The organism is Caballeronia pedi, assembly GCF_001544915.2.
GTDB lineage: Bacteria > Pseudomonadota > Gammaproteobacteria > Burkholderiales > Burkholderiaceae > Caballeronia > Caballeronia pedi.
In genome coordinates this window covers 60,123-77,463 of record NZ_FCOE02000019.1, presented here as the reverse complement: position 1 = coordinate 77,463, position 17,341 = coordinate 60,123, and the positions used below count along the sequence as shown (strand labels likewise).

Annotated in this window: 16 protein-coding genes and 1 riboswitch; of the genes, 9 read left to right on the top strand and 7 right to left on the bottom strand. The window is 65.3% G+C overall.

Annotation, left to right across the window (positions count from 1 at the left end):
- Positions 1 to 142 precede the first annotated feature (142 nt).
- Positions 143 to 2,647 (top strand): glucose/quinate/shikimate family membrane-bound PQQ-dependent dehydrogenase, encoded by a 2,505-nt coding sequence (locus AWB80_RS25255; RefSeq protein ID WP_061177392.1) that lies wholly within the window; start codon positions 143 to 145, stop codon positions 2,645 to 2,647.
- 10 nt (positions 2,648 to 2,657) lie between these two features.
- On the opposite strand, the gene AWB80_RS45350 is transcribed toward AWB80_RS25255, so the two are convergent.
- Positions 2,658 to 2,792 (bottom strand): hypothetical protein, encoded by a 135-nt coding sequence (locus AWB80_RS45350; protein WP_279628671.1) that lies wholly within the window; start codon positions 2,790 to 2,792, stop codon positions 2,658 to 2,660.
- A gap of 185 nt (positions 2,793 to 2,977) precedes the next feature.
- Between AWB80_RS45350 and AWB80_RS25250 the strand changes: the two genes are divergently transcribed.
- Positions 2,978 to 3,451: a hypothetical protein gene (locus AWB80_RS25250; protein ID WP_061177451.1), complete on the top strand. Its 474-nt coding sequence runs from the start codon at positions 2,978 to 2,980 to the stop codon at positions 3,449 to 3,451.
- On the opposite strand, the gene AWB80_RS25245 is transcribed toward AWB80_RS25250, so the two are convergent.
- Positions 3,448 to 3,894 carry an ester cyclase gene (locus tag AWB80_RS25245; RefSeq protein ID WP_061177391.1) on the bottom strand — a complete coding sequence of 149 codons (447 nt, stop codon included), beginning with the start codon at positions 3,892 to 3,894 and terminating at the stop codon, positions 3,448 to 3,450. The genes AWB80_RS25250 and AWB80_RS25245 overlap by 4 nt on opposite strands.
- Before the next feature lie 114 nt (positions 3,895 to 4,008).
- A riboswitch (yybP-ykoY riboswitch) is annotated at positions 4,009 to 4,179 on the top strand.
- An 8-nt stretch (positions 4,180 to 4,187) separates the two neighbouring features.
- Between AWB80_RS25245 and mntP the strand changes: the two genes are divergently transcribed.
- From mntP to AWB80_RS25230, 3 genes are all read left to right on the top strand, one after another.
- Positions 4,188 to 4,757, top strand: a complete 570-nt coding sequence (mntP, locus tag AWB80_RS25240; protein ID WP_061177390.1) for a manganese efflux pump MntP — start codon at positions 4,188 to 4,190, stop codon at positions 4,755 to 4,757.
- 133 nt (positions 4,758 to 4,890) lie between these two features.
- Positions 4,891 to 5,958, top strand: a complete 1,068-nt coding sequence (gene alr / locus AWB80_RS25235) for an alanine racemase (RefSeq protein WP_061177389.1) — start codon at positions 4,891 to 4,893, stop codon at positions 5,956 to 5,958.
- A 178-nt stretch (positions 5,959 to 6,136) separates the two neighbouring features.
- Positions 6,137 to 7,945 carry an L-lactate permease gene (locus tag AWB80_RS25230; RefSeq protein ID WP_061177388.1) on the top strand — a complete coding sequence of 603 codons (1,809 nt, stop codon included), beginning with the start codon at positions 6,137 to 6,139 and terminating at the stop codon, positions 7,943 to 7,945.
- 7 nt (positions 7,946 to 7,952) lie between these two features.
- Here AWB80_RS25230 and AWB80_RS25225 read toward each other — a convergent pair whose 3' ends face one another.
- Positions 7,953 to 9,575: a D-alanyl-D-alanine carboxypeptidase/D-alanyl-D-alanine-endopeptidase gene (locus AWB80_RS25225; RefSeq protein WP_061177387.1), complete on the bottom strand. Its 1,623-nt coding sequence runs from the start codon at positions 9,573 to 9,575 to the stop codon at positions 7,953 to 7,955.
- A 77-nt stretch (positions 9,576 to 9,652) separates the two neighbouring features.
- Positions 9,653 to 11,122 carry a MocR-like pyridoxine biosynthesis transcription factor PdxR gene (pdxR, locus tag AWB80_RS25220; RefSeq protein WP_061177386.1) on the bottom strand — a complete coding sequence of 490 codons (1,470 nt, stop codon included), beginning with the start codon at positions 11,120 to 11,122 and terminating at the stop codon, positions 9,653 to 9,655.
- 87 nt (positions 11,123 to 11,209) lie between these two features.
- Here pdxR and AWB80_RS25215 point away from each other — a divergent pair, with 87 nt between their 5' ends.
- From AWB80_RS25215 to AWB80_RS25200, 4 genes are all read left to right on the top strand, one after another.
- Positions 11,210 to 11,833: an FMN-binding negative transcriptional regulator gene (locus AWB80_RS25215; protein WP_061177385.1), complete on the top strand. Its 624-nt coding sequence runs from the start codon at positions 11,210 to 11,212 to the stop codon at positions 11,831 to 11,833.
- Between the two features lie 2 nt (positions 11,834 to 11,835).
- Positions 11,836 to 12,459 (top strand): LysE family translocator, encoded by a 624-nt coding sequence (locus AWB80_RS25210; RefSeq protein ID WP_087131597.1) that lies wholly within the window; start codon positions 11,836 to 11,838, stop codon positions 12,457 to 12,459.
- A 132-nt stretch (positions 12,460 to 12,591) separates the two neighbouring features.
- The gene (locus tag AWB80_RS25205) at positions 12,592 to 13,065 is read left to right on the top strand and encodes a hypothetical protein (protein WP_061177384.1); all 474 of its coding nucleotides are present in this window, start codon (positions 12,592 to 12,594) and stop codon (positions 13,063 to 13,065) included.
- 8 nt (positions 13,066 to 13,073) lie between these two features.
- Positions 13,074 to 13,562, top strand: a complete 489-nt coding sequence (locus AWB80_RS25200) for a hypothetical protein (protein WP_143328138.1) — start codon at positions 13,074 to 13,076, stop codon at positions 13,560 to 13,562.
- 25 nt (positions 13,563 to 13,587) lie between these two features.
- On the opposite strand, the gene AWB80_RS25195 is transcribed toward AWB80_RS25200, so the two are convergent.
- From AWB80_RS25195 to AWB80_RS25185, 3 genes are read right to left on the bottom strand one after another with little or no spacing between them, the layout of a single operon-like run.
- Positions 13,588 to 14,967 (bottom strand): CoA transferase, encoded by a 1,380-nt coding sequence (locus tag AWB80_RS25195; protein ID WP_061177382.1) that lies wholly within the window; start codon positions 14,965 to 14,967, stop codon positions 13,588 to 13,590.
- A gap of 52 nt (positions 14,968 to 15,019) precedes the next feature.
- A complete protein-coding gene (pdxA, locus tag AWB80_RS25190) occupies positions 15,020 to 16,021 on the bottom strand; it encodes a 4-hydroxythreonine-4-phosphate dehydrogenase PdxA (RefSeq protein ID WP_061177381.1) in 1,002 nt (333 codons plus the stop codon).
- Positions 16,018 to 17,301: a four-carbon acid sugar kinase family protein gene (locus AWB80_RS25185; protein ID WP_061177380.1), complete on the bottom strand. Its 1,284-nt coding sequence runs from the start codon at positions 17,299 to 17,301 to the stop codon at positions 16,018 to 16,020. Before AWB80_RS25185 ends, pdxA begins: the two co-directional genes overlap by 4 nt.
- Positions 17,302 to 17,341: the final 40 nt, after the last annotated feature.

Genomic DNA, 17,341 nt, shown 5'->3' with positions numbered 1-17,341 from the left:
AGAAAGTCGTTTGTAAGCACTCCTCGCACGCGTTTCTCCCGCCGAACGGCACAACGATTGCTCTCTCCCACGACGCGACAGCGCCCGAACCACGACCGCCCGCGGCCGTGTTCCGCCATTCATCGTCACGGAGGGTTTCAGCATGGCTGGCAACGGAAGACTTCATCCGCTCACGTTCTTTACGGCCATCGTGTTCATCGTGCTCGGCGCGCTGCTGGCGGCGGGCGGCGCGTATCTCGTGACGGTGAAAGGATCGTGGTACTACGCGATCGCGGGCGCGGCCATCGTTCTGACGGGGCTTTTGCTGCTGATCCGGCGGCGCTCCGCGCTCCTGCTGTTCGCGCTCGTGCTGTTCGGATCGACCATCTGGGCTGTCTTCGAAGTGCGCTTCGATTTCTGGCAATTGATGCCGCGCTTGTGGATCTGGGTGCTGCTCGCGCTCTGGCTGCTGATTCCGTTCGTGCATCGCGGCGCGCTGTTCGGTCCGCCTTCCACCGCGCGCGCCGCGCGTACGCCGCTCGCGGCGGCGATCGTGCTTGCGCTGCTGCTCGGCGCCGGCACGTATTTCCACGATCCGCATGACCGGCACGGCCGTATCGACGTGAACGTGGCCGCCGATGCGAATCAGGCCGATTCCAACGCCGCGACCGGACGTCAGCCTGGCGACTGGATCGACTATGGCGGATCGCCGCTGGCGCAGCGCTATGCGCCGCTTGCGCAGATCACGCCGGAGAACGCGCATCAGTTGAAAGTCGCGTGGACGTATCGCACCGGCGACATGCCCGGCCCCGGCGATCCCACCGAGACCACCGACGAAAACACGCCGCTCAAGGTCGGCGACACGATTTTCCTCTGCACGCCGCACAGCAAGGTGATTGCGCTCGATGCGGCGAGCGGCAAGGAAAAATGGCGCTTCGATCCGCAGATTCAGAGCCCGATCGGGTTCAAGCATTGGGAGCACATGACCTGCCGGGGCGTCGCTTATTACGATGCCGCCGTGCATGCCATGCCTGCCGCGGTGGCATCGGAGGCGGTGGCCGCGTCCGCGCCCGCCGAGGCGAGTGAAGCGGTTGCGGCTTCCGAACCGCAGGCGGCTTCCGAGCCCGCCGCGCCCGTGCAGACGCCGGCGCAAACGACGGCGCTCGCCGAATGTCCGCGCCGCCTGTTCCTTCCGACCGCCGACGCCCGCCTGATCGCGCTCGATGCGGAAACCGGCAAGCCGTGCGCGAGCTTCGGCAAGAACGGCGCGATCGATCTGCGCGCGAACATCGGCCCGTTCACGCCGGGCGGCTATTACTCGACATCACCGCCGGCGGTGTTTCGCAATCTGGTGATCGTCGGCGGCCATGTCACCGACAACGAATCGAACAACGAGCCTTCGGGCGTGATCCGCGCGTTCGACGTCAACGACGGCCATCTCGTCTGGAACTGGGACCCGGGCAACCCGGACGCCACCGAGCCGATCGCGCCGGGCGGCACCTATGTGCGCAATTCGCCGAACATGTGGTCGATGTTCAGCGTCGATGAAAAGCGCGGCATGATCTATCTGCCGATGGGCAATCAGACGCCCGATCAGTGGGGCGGCGAGCGCACGCCGCAGGCGGAAAAGTTCGCGGCGGGCCTCGTCGCGCTCGATGCCGCGACGGGCAAGCTGCGCTGGAACCGCCAGTTCACGCATCACGATCTGTGGGACATGGATGTCGGCGGGCAGCCGACGCTCGTCGATTTGCAGACGGCGCAGGGCATGCAGCCGGCGGTGATCGCATCGACGAAACAGGGCAGCATCTACGTGCTGAACCGTGAAACCGGGCAGCCGATCGTGCCGGTCACCGAGGTGCCGGTGCCGCAAGGCGCGGCGAAGGGCGACCACACCGCGCCGACGCAAGCCGTCTCCGCGCTCAATTTCAATCCGCCCCGCGTGACGGAAGCGGACATGTGGGGCACGACGCCGTTCGATCAGCTCTGGTGCCGCATCAAGTTCAGGAGCCTGCGCTACGACGGACCGTTCACGCCGCCGTCCGAGCAGGGCACGCTGGTATTTCCCGGCAACTTCGGCGTGTTCGACTGGGGCGGGATTTCCGTCGATCCGGTGCGGCAGATTCTGATCGCGAATCCGGATTACATGGCGTTCACGTCGAAGCTGATTCCGCGCGAAAAGCTACAGGAAGGCGCGACCAGCACGAGCGAGACGAGCGGCATTAAGCAGGCGCGCGGCACGCCGTATGCCTATGAAATCAGCGCATTTCTCTCGCCGCTGGGCATTCCGTGCCAGGCGCCGCCGTGGGGCTTTATGGCGGGCGTCGATCTGCGCACCAACAAGATCGCGTGGATGCACAAGAACGGCACGATCGTCGATAGCGCGCCGCTGCCCATTCCGATGCCGCTCGGCGTGCCGAGTCTGGGCGGCACCATCGTGACGGCGGGCGGCGTGGCATTTCTGACGGGCACGCTCGATCAGTACGTACGCGCGTACGACGTGCGCGACGGCAGGAAGCTCTGGGAGGCGCGGCTGCCGGCAGGCGGCCAGTCCACACCGATGAGCTATGCCGATGCGAGCGGCAAGCAGTATCTGCTCGTGACGGCGGGCGGGCATGGCTCGCTCGGCACGAAGGCAGGCGATTACGTGATCGCCTATACGTTGCAATGAGGCTTTGACCTTACGCGCGGCGATAGGCTTCGGCCATCAGCGCGCTGACCTTCGCGCGCGTCTTGAGGGCGTCGCGCGCGGCGGTGCGCAGCTTGGCGGCGATGAAGGAAACGAGGGCGATCGGCGTGGCAGCGATGATTCCCATGGCGGGCTCCGTACTAGGGGTAACTAACTAGGTAATAACCCTAGGTTAGCACAGACGACGCGCTGCAACAATTTTCTTTTTCGGAAACGGCCAGTCTGCGCGCGCGAAACAACGAACCGCCTAGCGCGCGGGAAACCGGATGCGTTATATTCATGAATATATAGCGAACCGATTTGCCCGGCATCATGCTTACACCATCCATCGACATCAACGAGCGCGGCTACGGCGCGACCATCACCACGGTGAAGGCGGCGCAGGATCATGAGCGCGCCGAATCGTTGCGCGATCTCGTGGATGCGCATCGTCGGCTGCAGGGCAGCGTGCTGCGCTTTCTCTCGTTATTCGACGATGCCCGAGCACGGTCCACGCGCAATGAGCCGCGCGCGTTCGAGGTGCTCGTCGGCTTGCTGGAGAAAAAGGCGCGCGCGGCGGGATTTGCGCGTATGCGTGAGTTGAGCGCGGCCGTGCAGGCGGCGCGCGAGGCGGCGCGTCAGCGTGAATTGCTGTTCTTCGATTCCTTCGGCACCGATGCGCCCGCCTTGCGCGAGGCCGCTCGCGAACTGGAGCGGCTCGACGCGACGCTCGTCGGATTGTGTGTGGAGCACGTCCTGCGTCTGAATGCGCCGATGGGCGCGCGGCCCGGATTGCGCCGCGCCTAGACCGGCGGATTCATCTTCGGCGGGACGGCGTCGAGTTGACGGAACACGCTCAGCCAGTCTTCGAGATGCCAGGTTTTCGACACGCGGCCGTCGCGAATTTCGTGAAACGAGTGAATGGCGAAGCGAATCGGCTTCTTCGTCGCGGCGATGCCCATCAGCGGGCCCGATTGCGTGCCGCTCACTTCGGCGCGAATGCCGACGCGGTCGTCCTGCGTCAGCATGTCGAGAATCTCGATGCGCATGTCGGGCAGCGCGGTCGCGAGGTCTTCGAAGATCGGGATCATCTGATCGGGGCCGTGCGTCTGTCCGGGCGGCTCGGGGATGTATTGCCAGTCGGACGTGACGGCTTGCCGCAGGAGCGCGACATCCTTGCTGGAAAACGCGCGATAGAGACGTTCGACCGCTTCGCGTGCGGCCGATTGAGTCAGGTGGGCTGGCTGCATGGTGCCTCCTACACGGTGCGGTCTGCATGAGGTGAGAACGGCGGCATTGCGCACCCACTGTACCCCAAGCGGTCGCGCAAACGCAGGAACGGTCGCCAAGCCGTGTTAATCTCTCACTTCTTCGCTGGGGAGTAGCCGGCTTTCCCGCCCGGGAAAGCGCTCATGTCAACACGCTCGGTCGTTCGGACCGTGGCATGAGCAGCCATCACAGGTTGGCAAGACCATCGACGGAATTCGCGACCGGTCGGGCGCGCGTTCTGTCGTTCCGTCTTGCCCGACCAGAGCGCTACCCGATGAATCTCGCTTCCACCATCTTTCTGGCTTTCGCCATGTCCACCGATGCCTTCGCTGCCGCTGTCGGCAAGGGCGCGACGCTGCACAAACCCCGCATCACGGAAGCGCTGAAGACCGGCGTGATCTTCGGCGTGATCGAAGCGCTGACGCCGCTCGTCGGCTGGGCGCTCGGCAAGGCGGCCGCGCAGTACGTGACGGCCTGGGATCACTGGATCGCGTTCGGCCTGCTGGGTCTGCTCGGCGCGCGCATGATCCGCGAAGGCTTCGGCAGCGCGGTTCACGAAGACGAAAAGCCCAACTCGCATTCGTTCTGGGTGCTCGCGCTCACCGGCTTCGCGACCAGCATCGATGCGATGGCGGTCGGCGCGGGCCTCGCGTTCATCGATGTCGATATCTTCTCGACCGCCGCGACCATCGGCTTCGCGACCATGCTGATGGTGACGATCGGCGTGATGGTCGGGCGAGTGGTCGGCGCGACCATCGGCAAGCGGGCGGAGATCGTCGGCGGGCTGATCCTGATCGGCGTCGGCAGCGTCATTCTCGCCGAGCATCTCGGCTATCTGAGCTGAGCCTGCGCGCCGTGAAGGCTTTGGAATGGATAGGCGTTTCGCCCAAAAATCGGCGTAAATAAAATAACAACAACTGCCTTTTGGTCGATACGATCCATCATTCCACTGCCTTCAACCCTGAATCCAGCACGTCATGCCACGTCCGATTTCCGCGCGCATCCATCTCGACGCCATTCGTCAGAACCTTCAGCTCGTCAAACGCACGGCGCCGTCCTCGCGCGTCTGGTCCGTGATCAAGGCGAATGCGTACGGTCACGGCATCGAGCGCATCTATCCGGCGCTCGCCGACGCCGACGGCATCGCGCTGCTCGATCTCGACGAAGCCGTGCGCGTACGCGAACTCGGCTGGACCAAGCCGATTCTCCTGCTCGAAGGCATTTTCGAGCCTGCCGACGTGGAGACGGCGGACCGTCACCGCCTCACCGTCACGGTTCATTGCAACGACCAGCTCGCGTTGCTGAAAGCGGCGCGGCCGCGCGAGCGCATCGACATTCAACTGAAGATGAACTCGGGCATGAACCGGCTCGGCTATCGACCCGGCGCGTTCGAAGACGCGTACAGGCGCGCGTCGGATATCGAGGCGATTGGCTCGATCGGCCTGATGAGCCACTTCGCCAACGCGGACGACGGCGCGATCGACTGGCAGATCGACGAATTCGACACCGCCACGCGCAATCTGCCCGGCACGCGCTCGCTGTCGAATTCGGCGGCGGTGCTGTGGCATCCGCGCGCGCATCGCGACTGGGTGCGGCCCGGCACGATCCTCTACGGCGCGTCGCCGACGGGCTGCGCGCGGCATCTCGAAGGCATCCCGCTGCGCGCCGCGATGACGCTCGAAAGCCGCATCATCGGCGTGCAGACGCTCGACGCGGGCGAGACCATCGGCTATGGCCGCACGTTCACGGCCGATCGCGCGATGAAAATCGGCGTGGTCGCCTGCGGTTACGCCGACGGCTATCCGCGCCACGCGCCGACCGGCACGCCCGTGATGGTCGACGGCGTGCGCACGCGCGTCGTCGGGCGTGTGTCGATGGACATGCTCACCGTCGATCTCACGCCGTGCCCGGCGGCGAGCATCGGTTCAGCGGTGGAACTGTGGGGCGAGCACGTCAGGGTCGATGAAGTGGCCGAGCCGTCCGGCACCATCGGCTACGAGCTGATGTGCGCGCTCGCGCGCCGCGTGCCGGTGACTGTGGCCTGACCTTTCGCGAGGCCGCCGCAAAACTTGCATTCGACCCTTCTCCCCGCTATACCTCAAAGGATCGGTAGTAAATCTGTAAGGAACAAGCTGTTGCCCGGGTGCTCGCCCTTCCCGGCGGCGTGAAGTGTCGTCCGGATTGCGGGCCGCGTTCGAATCCTGAGATTGAAAAGGAAACGACATGTACCAGCAGACCTACAACCCATTGGGCAACGCATTCCTTTCGACGATCGTCGCGGCAATCCCCATTCTGACGCTGCTCTATTTCATCGCGCTGCATCGCCATCGCGATTCGCAGGGCAACGTGCATCTCGGCATTTCGGCGCCTTATGCGGCGTTGTTCGGCGTGATCGCCGCGTTCATCGTCTCCTGTCTCGTGTTCCGGATGCCGGTGGCCTCGGCGGTGTCGGCGTTCGCGCTCGGCTCGCTGTCGGGCTTTCTCGGCATCATCTGGATCGTGCTGGCCGCGATGTTCCTTTACACGATGAGCGTCGTCACCGGCAAGTTCGAGATCGTCAAGGAGTCGATCGTCCATATCTCGTTCGACCGCCGGCTGCAATGCGTGCTGATCGCGTTTTCGTTCGGCGCGATCATCGAAGGCACGTCGGGCTTCGGCACGCCCGTGGCGATCGCGGGCGCGGTGATGGTCGGGCTCGGCTTCCGGCCGTTCCAGTCCGCCGTGCTCAACCTGCTCGCGAATACGGCACCGGTCGCGTGGGGCGCGATCGGCACGCCGATCGTCACGCTGGCCGCCGTGAGCGAGCTCGACCAGCTCACGCTCTCCGCGATGGCCGGGCACCAGTTGCCGTTCGTATCGCTGCTCGTGCCGTTCTGGCTCGTCGCGACCTTCGTGAAGATGGAGGGCGGGTCGTGGAAGGAAGTCTTCGAAGTATGGCCGGCGATGCTCTGCGCGGGCGCATCGTTCGCGCTCATGCAGTTCTATGCGTCCGGAAGCCACGCGCTTCATCTGATGACCGACGTGGTGTCGGGCGTGTTCTCGGTGATCTGCACGGCGCTGTTTCTGCGTTTCGTCTGGCATCCGAAGACGCGCTTTCTGCTCAGGTCCGAGCGTGAGGCGCTCGCGCGGCAGGGCAAGACCGCGGCCGCCGTCGCGACCGACAAGTCGGAGTGGAAGTACAAATATTCCGTCGGCGAAACCGTGTATGCGTGGATGCCGTGGGTGATTCTGATCGCGTGTTGCGCGCTCTGGGGCGTGCCCGAATTCAAGAAGTTCCTCAACAGCCTGTTCGCCGGCGTCACGTTCTCGACGACGCTCCTCGGCTCGCCGTTCAAGGGCACGCTGTCCTTGCCCGTCTGGGACATGCCCGCGCTGCACAACCTCGTGCATCGGATGCCACCGGTCGCGCCCGTCGACGCCAAAGCGGAAGCGGCCCGCTTCACGATCAACTGGCTGTCGGCGGCGGGCACTGGCGTGTTCGTCGCGGCGATGCTGTCGGGTTTCGTGCTGCGGCTGTCCGTCGTGCAATGGAGGGACGCGTTCATGCAGACCATGCGCCGCATGAAGATTCCCGTGCTGGTGATCGCTCAGGTGCTGGGCCTCGGTTTCCTCACGCGCTACTCGGGCACCGATGCGGTGCTCGGACTCGCCTTCACGGGCGCGGGCGTGTTCTATCCGTTCTTCGCGGCGTTTCTGGGTTGGCTCGGGGTGTTCCTGACAGGTTCGGACACGGCGTCGAACGCGCTCTTCGGCAGCCTGCAGCGCATCACCGCGCAACAGCTCAACCTCAATCCGATCCTGATCGTCGCGACCAACTCGACGGGCGGCGTGATGGGCAAGATGATCGATGCGCAATCGATCATGGTCGCGTGTGCTGCGTGCTACGACGATCCGAAGGAGCGCGCGTTCGCGCTTGGGCCGATCTTCCGGACCGTGTTCTTTCATTCGATCGCGGGCGCGGCGGTGATCGGCGTGATCGCGATGCTGCAGGCGTATGTGTTCCCGTGGATGATTCCGGTACCGCCGCAGTGACGCGGGTTCAATAACGCGCGTACACGATGCCCAGTATCGTCGCTTCGTCATCGAAGACTTCGAGCGTATCGGTGAGCGCCTGCACCGGCCCGGCGTTGTTGACGAAGACCGCATAGGCGAGCCGCCTGCCGCTTTTCGCGTCCATATATCCCGCCATGTTCATCGCGACCATCTGACCGTTGGTCACGGTCGCGCCGCTTTTCACGCGGATATGCTCCTTGCCCACCACGTCCTTGCCGATCGCCGCGAGCGAGCCGTCGACGCCGAGAATCGACAACGCTTCGCGATACACCGGATAGATCGGCAGGCGGCTCATCACGGTCAGCAGGTTCGCGGTCGTGCGCGCGCTCGCGCGGCTGTCGGGCGAGCCGCTGCCGTTGGTCGGAAAGTCGAAGCCCGCGCCGTCGATGCCGAGCGTGCCCGTCAGATAGTGCCGCTCCGCGACGAGCGCAGCGTCGACGGTATGCGCGCCTTGCGTGAGACCGTGATACATGAGGCTCAGATTCGCGCCGGTATTGAGGCTCACCTTGAGTATCAGCTTGGCGATTTCCGAATACGGCAGGGACGTGAAGTTCGCGACCTGCGTCGCGCCCGAATAGCTTTGCGACGATGGCAGCCTGCCGCGGTCATTGGGCTGGACGGCGGGCGCGGACACGGTCACACCCGCGCGCGTCAATGCGTCGATGAAGGCGGTGCGCGCGAACGAGGGCGGATCTTCGACACGCAGATTGCTGACGTACAACGCGTTGCCCACGAGCGGCGACGTATAGCCGAGCGGAATCTTAGCGGCGCTGGCAAGGCTCGCCGCGCCGGAGATCGTGCCGTGACAGCCCGGCGTGGCAAGACAACTGAGCGGGCCTGCGTCGAGCGCATCGCCCGAGGTGACGATATCCGCCTCGCTGTTCGCCGCCGTCGTGAGCGTCGTGCCCTGCATGGTCATCGCGCTGGTGCGCGGCCGCCAGTCGAGCGCGCCGGGCTGGCCGATGCCCGTGGGCGCGAGCGTCACGTCGATCACGTTCTCGTTGATGAGAATCGGCGAGATCAGCACGTTGCCGTTGGGCACGCGAAACGCATCGAAGAGCCTGTCGTCGACGATGACATCGCCACTGACCGACGTGATGCCCGCCGCCCTGACCTGTTGCGCGAGCTGGTTCACGGCAGTGAGCGGATCTTCCGGCGTCAGGATCGCGCCGTCGAAGGCGCGGGCCTCGTTGTGATCGAAGTCGGTGAAGTCGATGGTGCCATCGGGCTTCTGGCGACCGCCGAAGGTCAGATCGCCGGACGCCTTCAGGATCAGATCGCCCGTGAGCTTGCCCGAAGCGTCGAGCGTGCCGTTGCGATACACCGGCGTTTCGAAACGATGGTCCGCGCCGATGGTGTTGAGCGCGCTTCCGACCGAATAGAGCTTGCGCACGGAGCCGGTGAACGAGAGCGCGTCCGGTCGCAGTGCGATGAGCGTTTCGCCCGTGGTCGCGTCCATCACGACCATCGACCATTGGGAATTCGCGCTGGTGTAGCGCGGCTTTTTCATCACCTGATCAATCGGGTCATCCGACGATCCGCCGCCGCAGCTCGCGGCGAGAAGGCTGGAAGCGATCAACAACGGGACAGCCAGGATTCTCGCGCGCATGTTCTTGTTCCCATCGTCTTGTTTTCGTTGAACAACGACATTCAGAATAGAACGCGCGCGACGGGAATACCAAGCGCTCAAGGTCTCAATTGCGCGATCACGCCGGCGAGCGTCTGTATGCCGGCGCGGATCCGTTCGACCGGCACGCTGGCGTAGCCGAGAATCAGACCGGCCGGACGCGTGCGCACGACGCCTGTCTGCGGGCCGTACAGCGGCGACACCGGATAGACGCCCACGCCCTGCGCATTCGCGGCGGCCACGAGCGCGGTTTCATCGTTCGAATCGAGCATCGGCAGCCATAGCGTGACATGCAGGCCGGCCGCCGTTCCGGTCACTTCGGCGCTCGCCGGCAGAAGCTGCGCGATGGCGTCGAGCAAGGCCGCGCGACGCCGTTCGTATTCGCGCCGCACGCGCCGCACATGGCGTTCGTAAGCGCCGCTTTCGATCAGCGAGGCGAGCACGCGCTGATCGAGAATCGCCGAATGTCGGTCGCTCAGTCTTTTGGCCTGACGGAACGCCGGCACGAGATCGTGCGGCAGAATCATGTAGCCCAGCCGAAGATGCGGCGAGAGCGCCTTCGAAAACGTGCCGATATAAATCACGCGGCCATTCGAATCGATGGACTGCAACGCGTCGATCGGGCGCTGGCCGTAGCGGAACTCGCCGTCGTAGTCGTCCTCGATGATCCACGCGTCGTGCCGCTCTGCCCATTCGAGCAATTCGAGCCGCCGCCCGATGGGCAGCACGCCGCCCAGCGGAAACTGATGCGACGGCGTGACATAGGCGAGCCGCGCGCGGCCATCGGCGGGCAGGCGGCGCGTGTCGAGACCGTGTTCGTCGACGGGCACGGCGAGCGGCATCCCGCCCGCCGCCTCGAAACAATGGCGCGCGATCAGATAACCGGGGTCCTCGAACGCGAAGGCATCGCCGGGATCGAGCAAGACGCGCGCGCACAGATCGAGCGCCTGCTGCGTGCCGTTCACCACGACGATCTGTTCGCTGTCGCAGACGAGCCCGCGCGCCCGGCCCAGATAAGCCAGCAGCGCGCGCCGCAGCGAGGCGTCGCCTTCCGGCGCGGCGTAATACAGGTTGTCGGGCTGATGCAGCAGTTCGGCCTGATACGCGCGCTTCCAGATCAACGACGGAAAGTCGCGCGCGGACACCGCGCCGTACAGGAAGTCGATACCGTTGCGCTTCGGTTGAGGCAGAACCGGCATCGGCAGATTCGCGACGCGCCGGCCGTAGCCTGACAGCACGGGCGCGCTGCGCGTCGCGCGGGCGGGATTGGGCGTGGCGAGCGTCATCGGCGGCGTGGCGACGCGCGCGACGCGGCCCGCCGCCGTGACCAGAAAACCTTCGGCCGCGAGCTGTTCGTAGGCCGCCGTGACCGTCGTGCGCGACACGCCGAGGTCCGCCGCCAGGGCGCGCGTGGACGGCATCGGCGCGCCGGTGGGCAGCGTGCCGTCGGCGATCTGCGCGCGCAGCAAGTCGTAGATGCGGCGTCCCGTGCCGGCGGCGGCAGGCGACGAAGGATGTGACTGGACCATGAAAATCGATCGAAACTGGATCTTCTCATTGTGCCTGTTTCGCGCAATATTGACGGACCTTCGCTGCCTTCTGTCGAGAAAATCACGATGTATATCCCGCCGCACTTCGCCGAGACTCGCCCCGAAGAACTCCATCGGATCATCAGCGCGCATGCTTTGGGCGTGCTCGTGACGCACGGCGAATCCGGTCTGGACGCCAATCACATTCCGTTCGAATTCGACCCGGCGCAGGGCAAGCACGGCCTGCTCACGGCGCACGTGGCGCGCGCGAACGACGTATGGCAGCGCTGCCCGACCGGCACGCCGGTCATGGTGATCTTTCGCGGAGCCGAAGGTTATATCTCGCCGAACTGGTATCCGAGCAAGCACGAGACGCATCGGCAGGTGCCGACGTGGAATTACGAAGTGGTGCATGCGCACGGCGTGCTCACCGTGCGCGACGACGAGCAGTTCGTGCGCGGACTGGTCGCGCGCCTGACGCGGCGGCACGAGGCGAACGAGCCGCGTCCGTGGAAGATGGGCGATTCGGAGCGCGAGTTCATCGACGGGATGTTGCGCAATATCGTCGGCATCGAGATCGCGGTGACTTCGCTGGTGGGTAAATCGAAGCTGAGCCAGAACAAGGAGGCGCGCGATCGCCTCAATGCCGCCGATACGCTGAAATCGCGCGGAAATCAGGAACTGGGCGAAGCGATGTCGCGCGCGGAATGATCATGTCCTTCATCGCATTCCTGATCGCGGCCATCGTGCTTGCCGTCACGCCCGGCCCGGGCATGGCCTACGTCGTGGCTCGCACGGTCGCCGGTGGCCGCTCCGAAGGCATGGCGTCCTGTCTCGGCACGGCGCTAGGCGGGCTGGTCCACGTCGTCGCGGCGGCGCTCGGTCTTTCCCTGCTGATTGCGCGCTCGGCGATGCTCTTCGGCGTCGTGAAGTACATCGGGGCCGCATACCTGATCTATCTGGGCATTCGGCTTCTGCTGCGCAAGCACGAAGCGCCCGGGGTCGCGCCGGTTGCGTCGCACGGTGCGCGACGCGCTTTTCGCGAAGGGATTCTGGTCGAAGCGCTCAATATCAAGACGGCGCTGTTCTTTCTGGCGTTTCTTCCGCAATTCGTTTCAGCGGGTCAACCGCTCGCGCCGCAACTGGCGCTGCTCGGGTGCATCTGCGTCACGTTGAATACGCTGGTCGATGCAGTCGCCGTGCTCGCCGCGTCCCGTCTGCTCAAATCGAGTGCGGCGCGCGCCGCGCGCGCGAGGTTGCTCACGCGGACGTCGGGCGTCGTCATGCTGGGTCTCGGCGGTTATCTGGCGCTCGCGCGCCGGGCGAGCGCGGTGTAGCAGGCGCATCGAGGATATGTTGCCGCCTTGCTTTGCACGCGAGGCGGTCGATTACAGCGAGAATGAAATTCCGATGGTTCAATGAACGCTGCGTCTACAATGCTCCGTACCAGTATTCCGGGTGGACCACGCATGTCAGACGACTTGTCCGGACCGAAGGGCGGAGCGACGCAGCCGAAAGACGCCGCAGCACTGAAGAAAGCGTCCGACGCGTCCAAAGATCAGAAGAATCTATCCGATGAGCAACATGGCGATCGCGAAGCTCCCGCCAAGCGGTCGGCACCGCCCGGTCGGAGGCCTAACGTACTGATGCAATTCAGCGACATCTGGCATGCGTTCGTGCATACCGTCATAGGCAGCGCGGAATTTGCCCTGATCGCTTTCGGCGCACTGATTTTGCACGGTTTTACCCACGTTCTCGTGCATTTTGGGTTAATCGACGGTGTCGCTTGGCGTACACTGGTTTTTGCTCCAACGCTTCGCGAGCTTATTGCGCTGGTCGGGGACGCCGCCGTATATTGCGTGCTCAAAACCGGTGAAATCTTTTTGCTGCTTCTGGATCTCGCGATACTGATCGTCAAGACCGCGCGTCAGCTTAAAAAATAGGGCCACTTATGGAACGTTCATCAGGAATGACACATGGAGGAGTCGCCTACCAGGAAGGATTGGGGGCGTTGTTGATACCTTTCCTGTCGTTGCTCCCTTGGCACCGGACGGTGAACGCGGCGGCGTGCGAAATGCCGATGACTATTTCCCGGACGCATCAGGTTGCCGAGGAGGAAGTCGCTCGACCGGCGGCGCAATCAGTGCCCGTACATGTTGGACTTGCGCCGTTCGCGGGCATGCTCTTCGCCGGGTTGATCATGTTCATGATCATGATCGCTGTAGGACTGGGTTCGCTTCTTTTCGTGGACTATCTGGAACGATCGATGGGTTCCAGTCTGGCGAGCGCGACGATTCGCGTCATGGCTTATGTGATGCTGACGCTAGACCTATTGCTGTTCATCTTCTACGTCACTTCGGCGGTTTATCTGAGATTGCGGACTCCGTCGGTAAAGCCCGAGCAGATGGCCGGAGCGGGCGAACGATGCGGTAACTCGTAACAACAGCATCGTCCGCCTGCACCATCTACCACCGCGCCGCCGATGATCCCGGCGGCGCCGCATCCCGCGCATAACCCGCCGGCGTCCGGCCGAACTGCGCACTCGGCCGCACCGCCATCAACTCTCCGAAGCCCGATTCATAACGCTCGACATAAGGCGCGAGATCCGGCTTCGCGCTCTTCAACCCGCCTTCGACGCGTCCCAGTCCTCGCAGCCAATGCCCCGTCTGCGCAAGCGAAACCTGCACGTGCCAGCTTCCGCCTTCGCGCTGCTGCCTCCATAGCGCCGCCGCCGCGCCGAACGCCATCAGGAAACCGCTCGCCATATCGAGCATCTGCATCGGCAGCGCGCGGGGTTTGCCGTCGCCTGCCGCTTCGCCTTCGGCTGCATTGAAGCCCATCGCGGTCTGCACGAGCGAATCGAAACCGCGCCGTTCGGCCCACGGTCCTTCGGTGCCGTACGCGCTCAGCGACGTGTACACGATGCCCGGCCTGCGCGCCGCCAGCGCTTCCGGCCCGAATCCCAGCGAAGCAATCCCGCCCGGCCGATACCCCTGCGCGAACACATGCGCGTCGTCGATCAACTGCCAGAGCGTGTCGCGATCGTTCGCCGTCCGCAGATCGAGCAGCGCCGAGCGTTTGCCCCGGCTGGTATCCGCGATCGCGGGGATATTCGGCAGATGCGGCCCGTTCACGAGCATGACATCCGCGCCGAACGCGGCGAGCGCCCGCCCGCCGACCGGGCCGGCGAGAATGCGCGTGAAATCGAGCACGCGCAGCCCGTCGAGCGGGCGCGCTTGCGAAGACAGCGCCGGCAACGCGAGCGGCGGCGCATCGCCGATGCGCGTGAGGGTCATCAACGGCTGCGCGGCGATGGCCCGCGCCTGCGGCGTCGTATCCCATTCGTCGAAGGTGCGCAACATCGTGACGACGAGACCGCGCTCCGCCGCCGCGTTCTCGAACTCGGCGCCGCGCCATGCAAGCAACGCGCGCCCGGCATCCTCACGCGTGGCCGTGCGCGGGTCGAGCCCGAGCAGACGCAGGGCGCCATCCTGATGATGTTCGAAGTTCGCGTGAATGCGCACGTAGCCATCGGCGCAGCGATAGAGGCCGGAAAAGCGTCCCCACGTCTCCGGCTCCTTGCCGTCGACGGTGAACGCTCCAGTGCATTCGACAGCAGCATGCGTCATGTCGACCGCCACGCGCTGCCGCTCGACGCCGCGTGCCGCGCCAAGCTCGCACGCGGCGAGCGCCGCCGCGCCGACGGTCGCCTGCGCGGCCGTGCCGACGGCGAAGGTCGTAGGAAAAACGGGATCGCGACCGGAGAGGTCGATGAAGGAAAGCGCATCGTCGGGCAAGCCGGCGATGCGCCATAGGTCATGCAGCGTAGCGAGCGGAGAAGTCATGATCGGTCGGCGCAAGCGCTTCGTGTGAAGCGCCCATTATCGCGCCGCACGCTCAATGACGCCGCGTCGCCAGTTCCGCGCCCTGACGCAGCGCTTCGAGCATGCTGCCTTCGTCGGCGATGCCCTTGCCCGCGATATCGAACGCCGTGCCGTGATCGACCGACGTGCGGATCACATCGAGCCCGACCGTCACGTTCACGCCCGCTTCGAGGCCGAGCACCTTCACGGGACCATGCCCCTGATCGTGATACATCGCGACGACGAGATCGAAGTCGCCCCGTCCCGCGCGATAAAACAGCGTATCGGCGGGCAGCGGGCCGGTCACGTCGAGGCCGCGTTCCTGCAACACCTTCACGGCGGGGATGATCTTTTCCTCTTCCTCGCCGTAGCCGAACAACCCGTTTTCGCCCGCGTGCGGATTGATCCCGCACACGCCGATGCGCGGCTTCGCGATACCCGCCTTCACGAGCGTCGCGTTGCCGCGTTCGATCGTGCGCTGCACGAGACCCGGCTCGATCTTGCGGATCGCGTCGATGATGCCGATATGCGTCGTCACGTGAATCACGCGCAATTGCGGCGCGACGAGCATCATCGACACTTCGTCCACGCCCGTCAGATGCGCGAGCATTTCGGTGTGGCCGGGAAACTTGTGGCCGCCCGCGTGCAGCGCTTCCTTGTTGAGCGGCGCGGTGCAGATCGCATCGATCTGACCGGCCTGCGCGAGTTCGACCGCGCGGGCGATGTAGCGGTACGCCGCGTCGCCCGCGATGGCGGAAAGCTCGCCGAAGGGCAGATCGTCGGGAATCAGGCCGAGGTCGATGCAGTCGATCACGCCCGGCTCATAGCGCGCCTCGCTCGCATCCTTGACGGGGCGCACGCGCGCCTTGCCGCCGACGAGTTCGTTCGCGCGCTCGAGACGGCGCGCGTCGCCGATCACGAGCGGGCGGCACTGCTGGTAGACCGCATCGTGCGCGAGGCTCTTGACGACGACTTCGGGGCCTACGCCGCTCGCGTCGCCCATCGTGATACCGATTACGGGAAGAGTGTTGCTCATGATGTTTCGCCTGTGATGTTCATGTCCTGGCGCGCGCGGGGAAATTCCGCGCCGCGCAGATGCAGGTAAGCGCCGAGCAGCGCGTGTTCGCTGCCGAACGCGCCTGCCTTGGTGACGATCGAAGGGCCATTACCGTTCGATGGCCGGCCGAGCGCGACGCCCGCTTCGATTTCGCGCACGAGTTCGAGACTGCCGACGTTCGCCGCGGCGAGCATCGCGCGCGCGGTTTCGCCGCCCGTCGCGATGAGTCCGCCGAGTCTGTCGAAGTGCGGCGCGACGAGCGCCGCGAGCGCGTTCGACAGCCGCGCGCCTTCGGCGGGATCGAAGGCTTCGTCGCGGCCGATGCGCACGATCGCGTCGTCCTTGCCGCGCACGCTCGCGCCGATGCGTTCATGCCACGCCTGCCAGTGCGGATGACGCGCGCCGTCGCGCAATACGGCGGGCGGCACGATCATTTCGCCGATGCCCGTTTCGGCGCGCAGCAGCGCGCATTGACGCTCGGAGATCGCGGAAAGGCTGCCGACCAGCGCGAGGATCGAGCCTTGCGCCGGTTCGACCGGACGCGTCGCGCGTGCGGCGGCGCTCGCGTCGAAGAGATCGGGCAAGGCGGCCAGTTCGCGCGCGAGTCCGCCCGAGCCGACCCAGAAAAACTGTTCGTCGACGGATGCCGTGACACGCGCGAGCACCGCGAGATCGTCGCTGGTTTCTGCATCGACGATGATCGCGTCGATGCCATGCGCGCTCGCCGCCGCCGACGCGACCATCGCGGCGATATCCTGCGGCGCGGCGCGCAATGCATCGAGCGAGACATGCGCGACGCGCAGGCCGACCATGTCGAGCATCGCGCGCAAATCCGCGTTCTGCCCGGCGTGTTCGAGTTGCCACGTTTCGGTGTCTTCGAGCGGCACGCCGCGCACGATCACGCGGCCGTCGCGCACCGTGCGGCCCGTCGCGGGAAACGCCGGCGTGACGATCGCCGGCCCGGCGAGCTTCGTCAGCGCCGCGACTTCGGCGGTCCAGTTGCCGCGCAAGGTCGAATCGATCTTCTTGTAGAGACGCCGGCCCGGCGCGCGCAACGCCTGCCACGCGCTCGCTGTGCGCTTCGCGGCGTCGGCGGGCGAGAGGCGGCGCGTGTCGGTGTCGGCGGCGATCACCGTCGCGTTCGCATCCGATGCATTCGAATCGAGCGATACGACGGTCCTGAGACCCGCCGCCGCGAACGCGATCGCGCAGTCGGCCGCGCCCGACAGATCGTCGGCGACGATCAGCAGACTCTTCATTGCGTGGCCTCGCGTGTCTTTGACGACGCACGCGCTTCGT

Excerpts from the sequence above, each read along its gene's own strand:
- pdxR (WP_061177386.1), bottom strand. The coding sequence starts at position 11,122 with ATGGTCCAGTCACATCCTTCGTCGCCTGCCGCCGCCGGCACGGGACGC.
- AWB80_RS25200 (WP_143328138.1), top strand. The coding sequence starts at position 13,074 with ATGGAACGTTCATCAGGAATGACACATGGAGGAGTCGCCTACCAGGAA.
- AWB80_RS45350 (WP_279628671.1), bottom strand. The coding sequence starts at position 2,792 with ATGGGAATCATCGCTGCCACGCCGATCGCCCTCGTTTCCTTCATCGCC.
- AWB80_RS25255 (WP_061177392.1), top strand. The coding sequence starts at position 143 with ATGGCTGGCAACGGAAGACTTCATCCGCTCACGTTCTTTACGGCCATC.
- AWB80_RS25210 (WP_087131597.1), top strand. The coding sequence starts at position 11,836 with ATGTCCTTCATCGCATTCCTGATCGCGGCCATCGTGCTTGCCGTCACG.
- alr (WP_061177389.1), top strand. The coding sequence starts at position 4,891 with ATGCCACGTCCGATTTCCGCGCGCATCCATCTCGACGCCATTCGTCAG.
- AWB80_RS25205 (WP_061177384.1), top strand. The coding sequence starts at position 12,592 with ATGTCAGACGACTTGTCCGGACCGAAGGGCGGAGCGACGCAGCCGAAA.
- AWB80_RS25195 (WP_061177382.1), bottom strand. The coding sequence starts at position 14,967 with ATGACTTCTCCGCTCGCTACGCTGCATGACCTATGGCGCATCGCCGGC.
- AWB80_RS25215 (WP_061177385.1), top strand. The coding sequence starts at position 11,210 with ATGTATATCCCGCCGCACTTCGCCGAGACTCGCCCCGAAGAACTCCAT.
- AWB80_RS25225 (WP_061177387.1), bottom strand. The coding sequence starts at position 9,575 with ATGCGCGCGAGAATCCTGGCTGTCCCGTTGTTGATCGCTTCCAGCCTT.
- AWB80_RS25185 (WP_061177380.1), bottom strand. The coding sequence starts at position 17,301 with ATGAAGAGTCTGCTGATCGTCGCCGACGATCTGTCGGGCGCGGCCGAC.
- AWB80_RS25245 (WP_061177391.1), bottom strand. The coding sequence starts at position 3,894 with ATGCAGCCAGCCCACCTGACTCAATCGGCCGCACGCGAAGCGGTCGAA.
- AWB80_RS25250 (WP_061177451.1), top strand. The coding sequence starts at position 2,978 with ATGCTTACACCATCCATCGACATCAACGAGCGCGGCTACGGCGCGACC.
- mntP (WP_061177390.1), top strand. The coding sequence starts at position 4,188 with ATGAATCTCGCTTCCACCATCTTTCTGGCTTTCGCCATGTCCACCGAT.
- AWB80_RS25230 (WP_061177388.1), top strand. The coding sequence starts at position 6,137 with ATGTACCAGCAGACCTACAACCCATTGGGCAACGCATTCCTTTCGACG.
- pdxA (WP_061177381.1), bottom strand. The coding sequence starts at position 16,021 with ATGAGCAACACTCTTCCCGTAATCGGTATCACGATGGGCGACGCGAGC.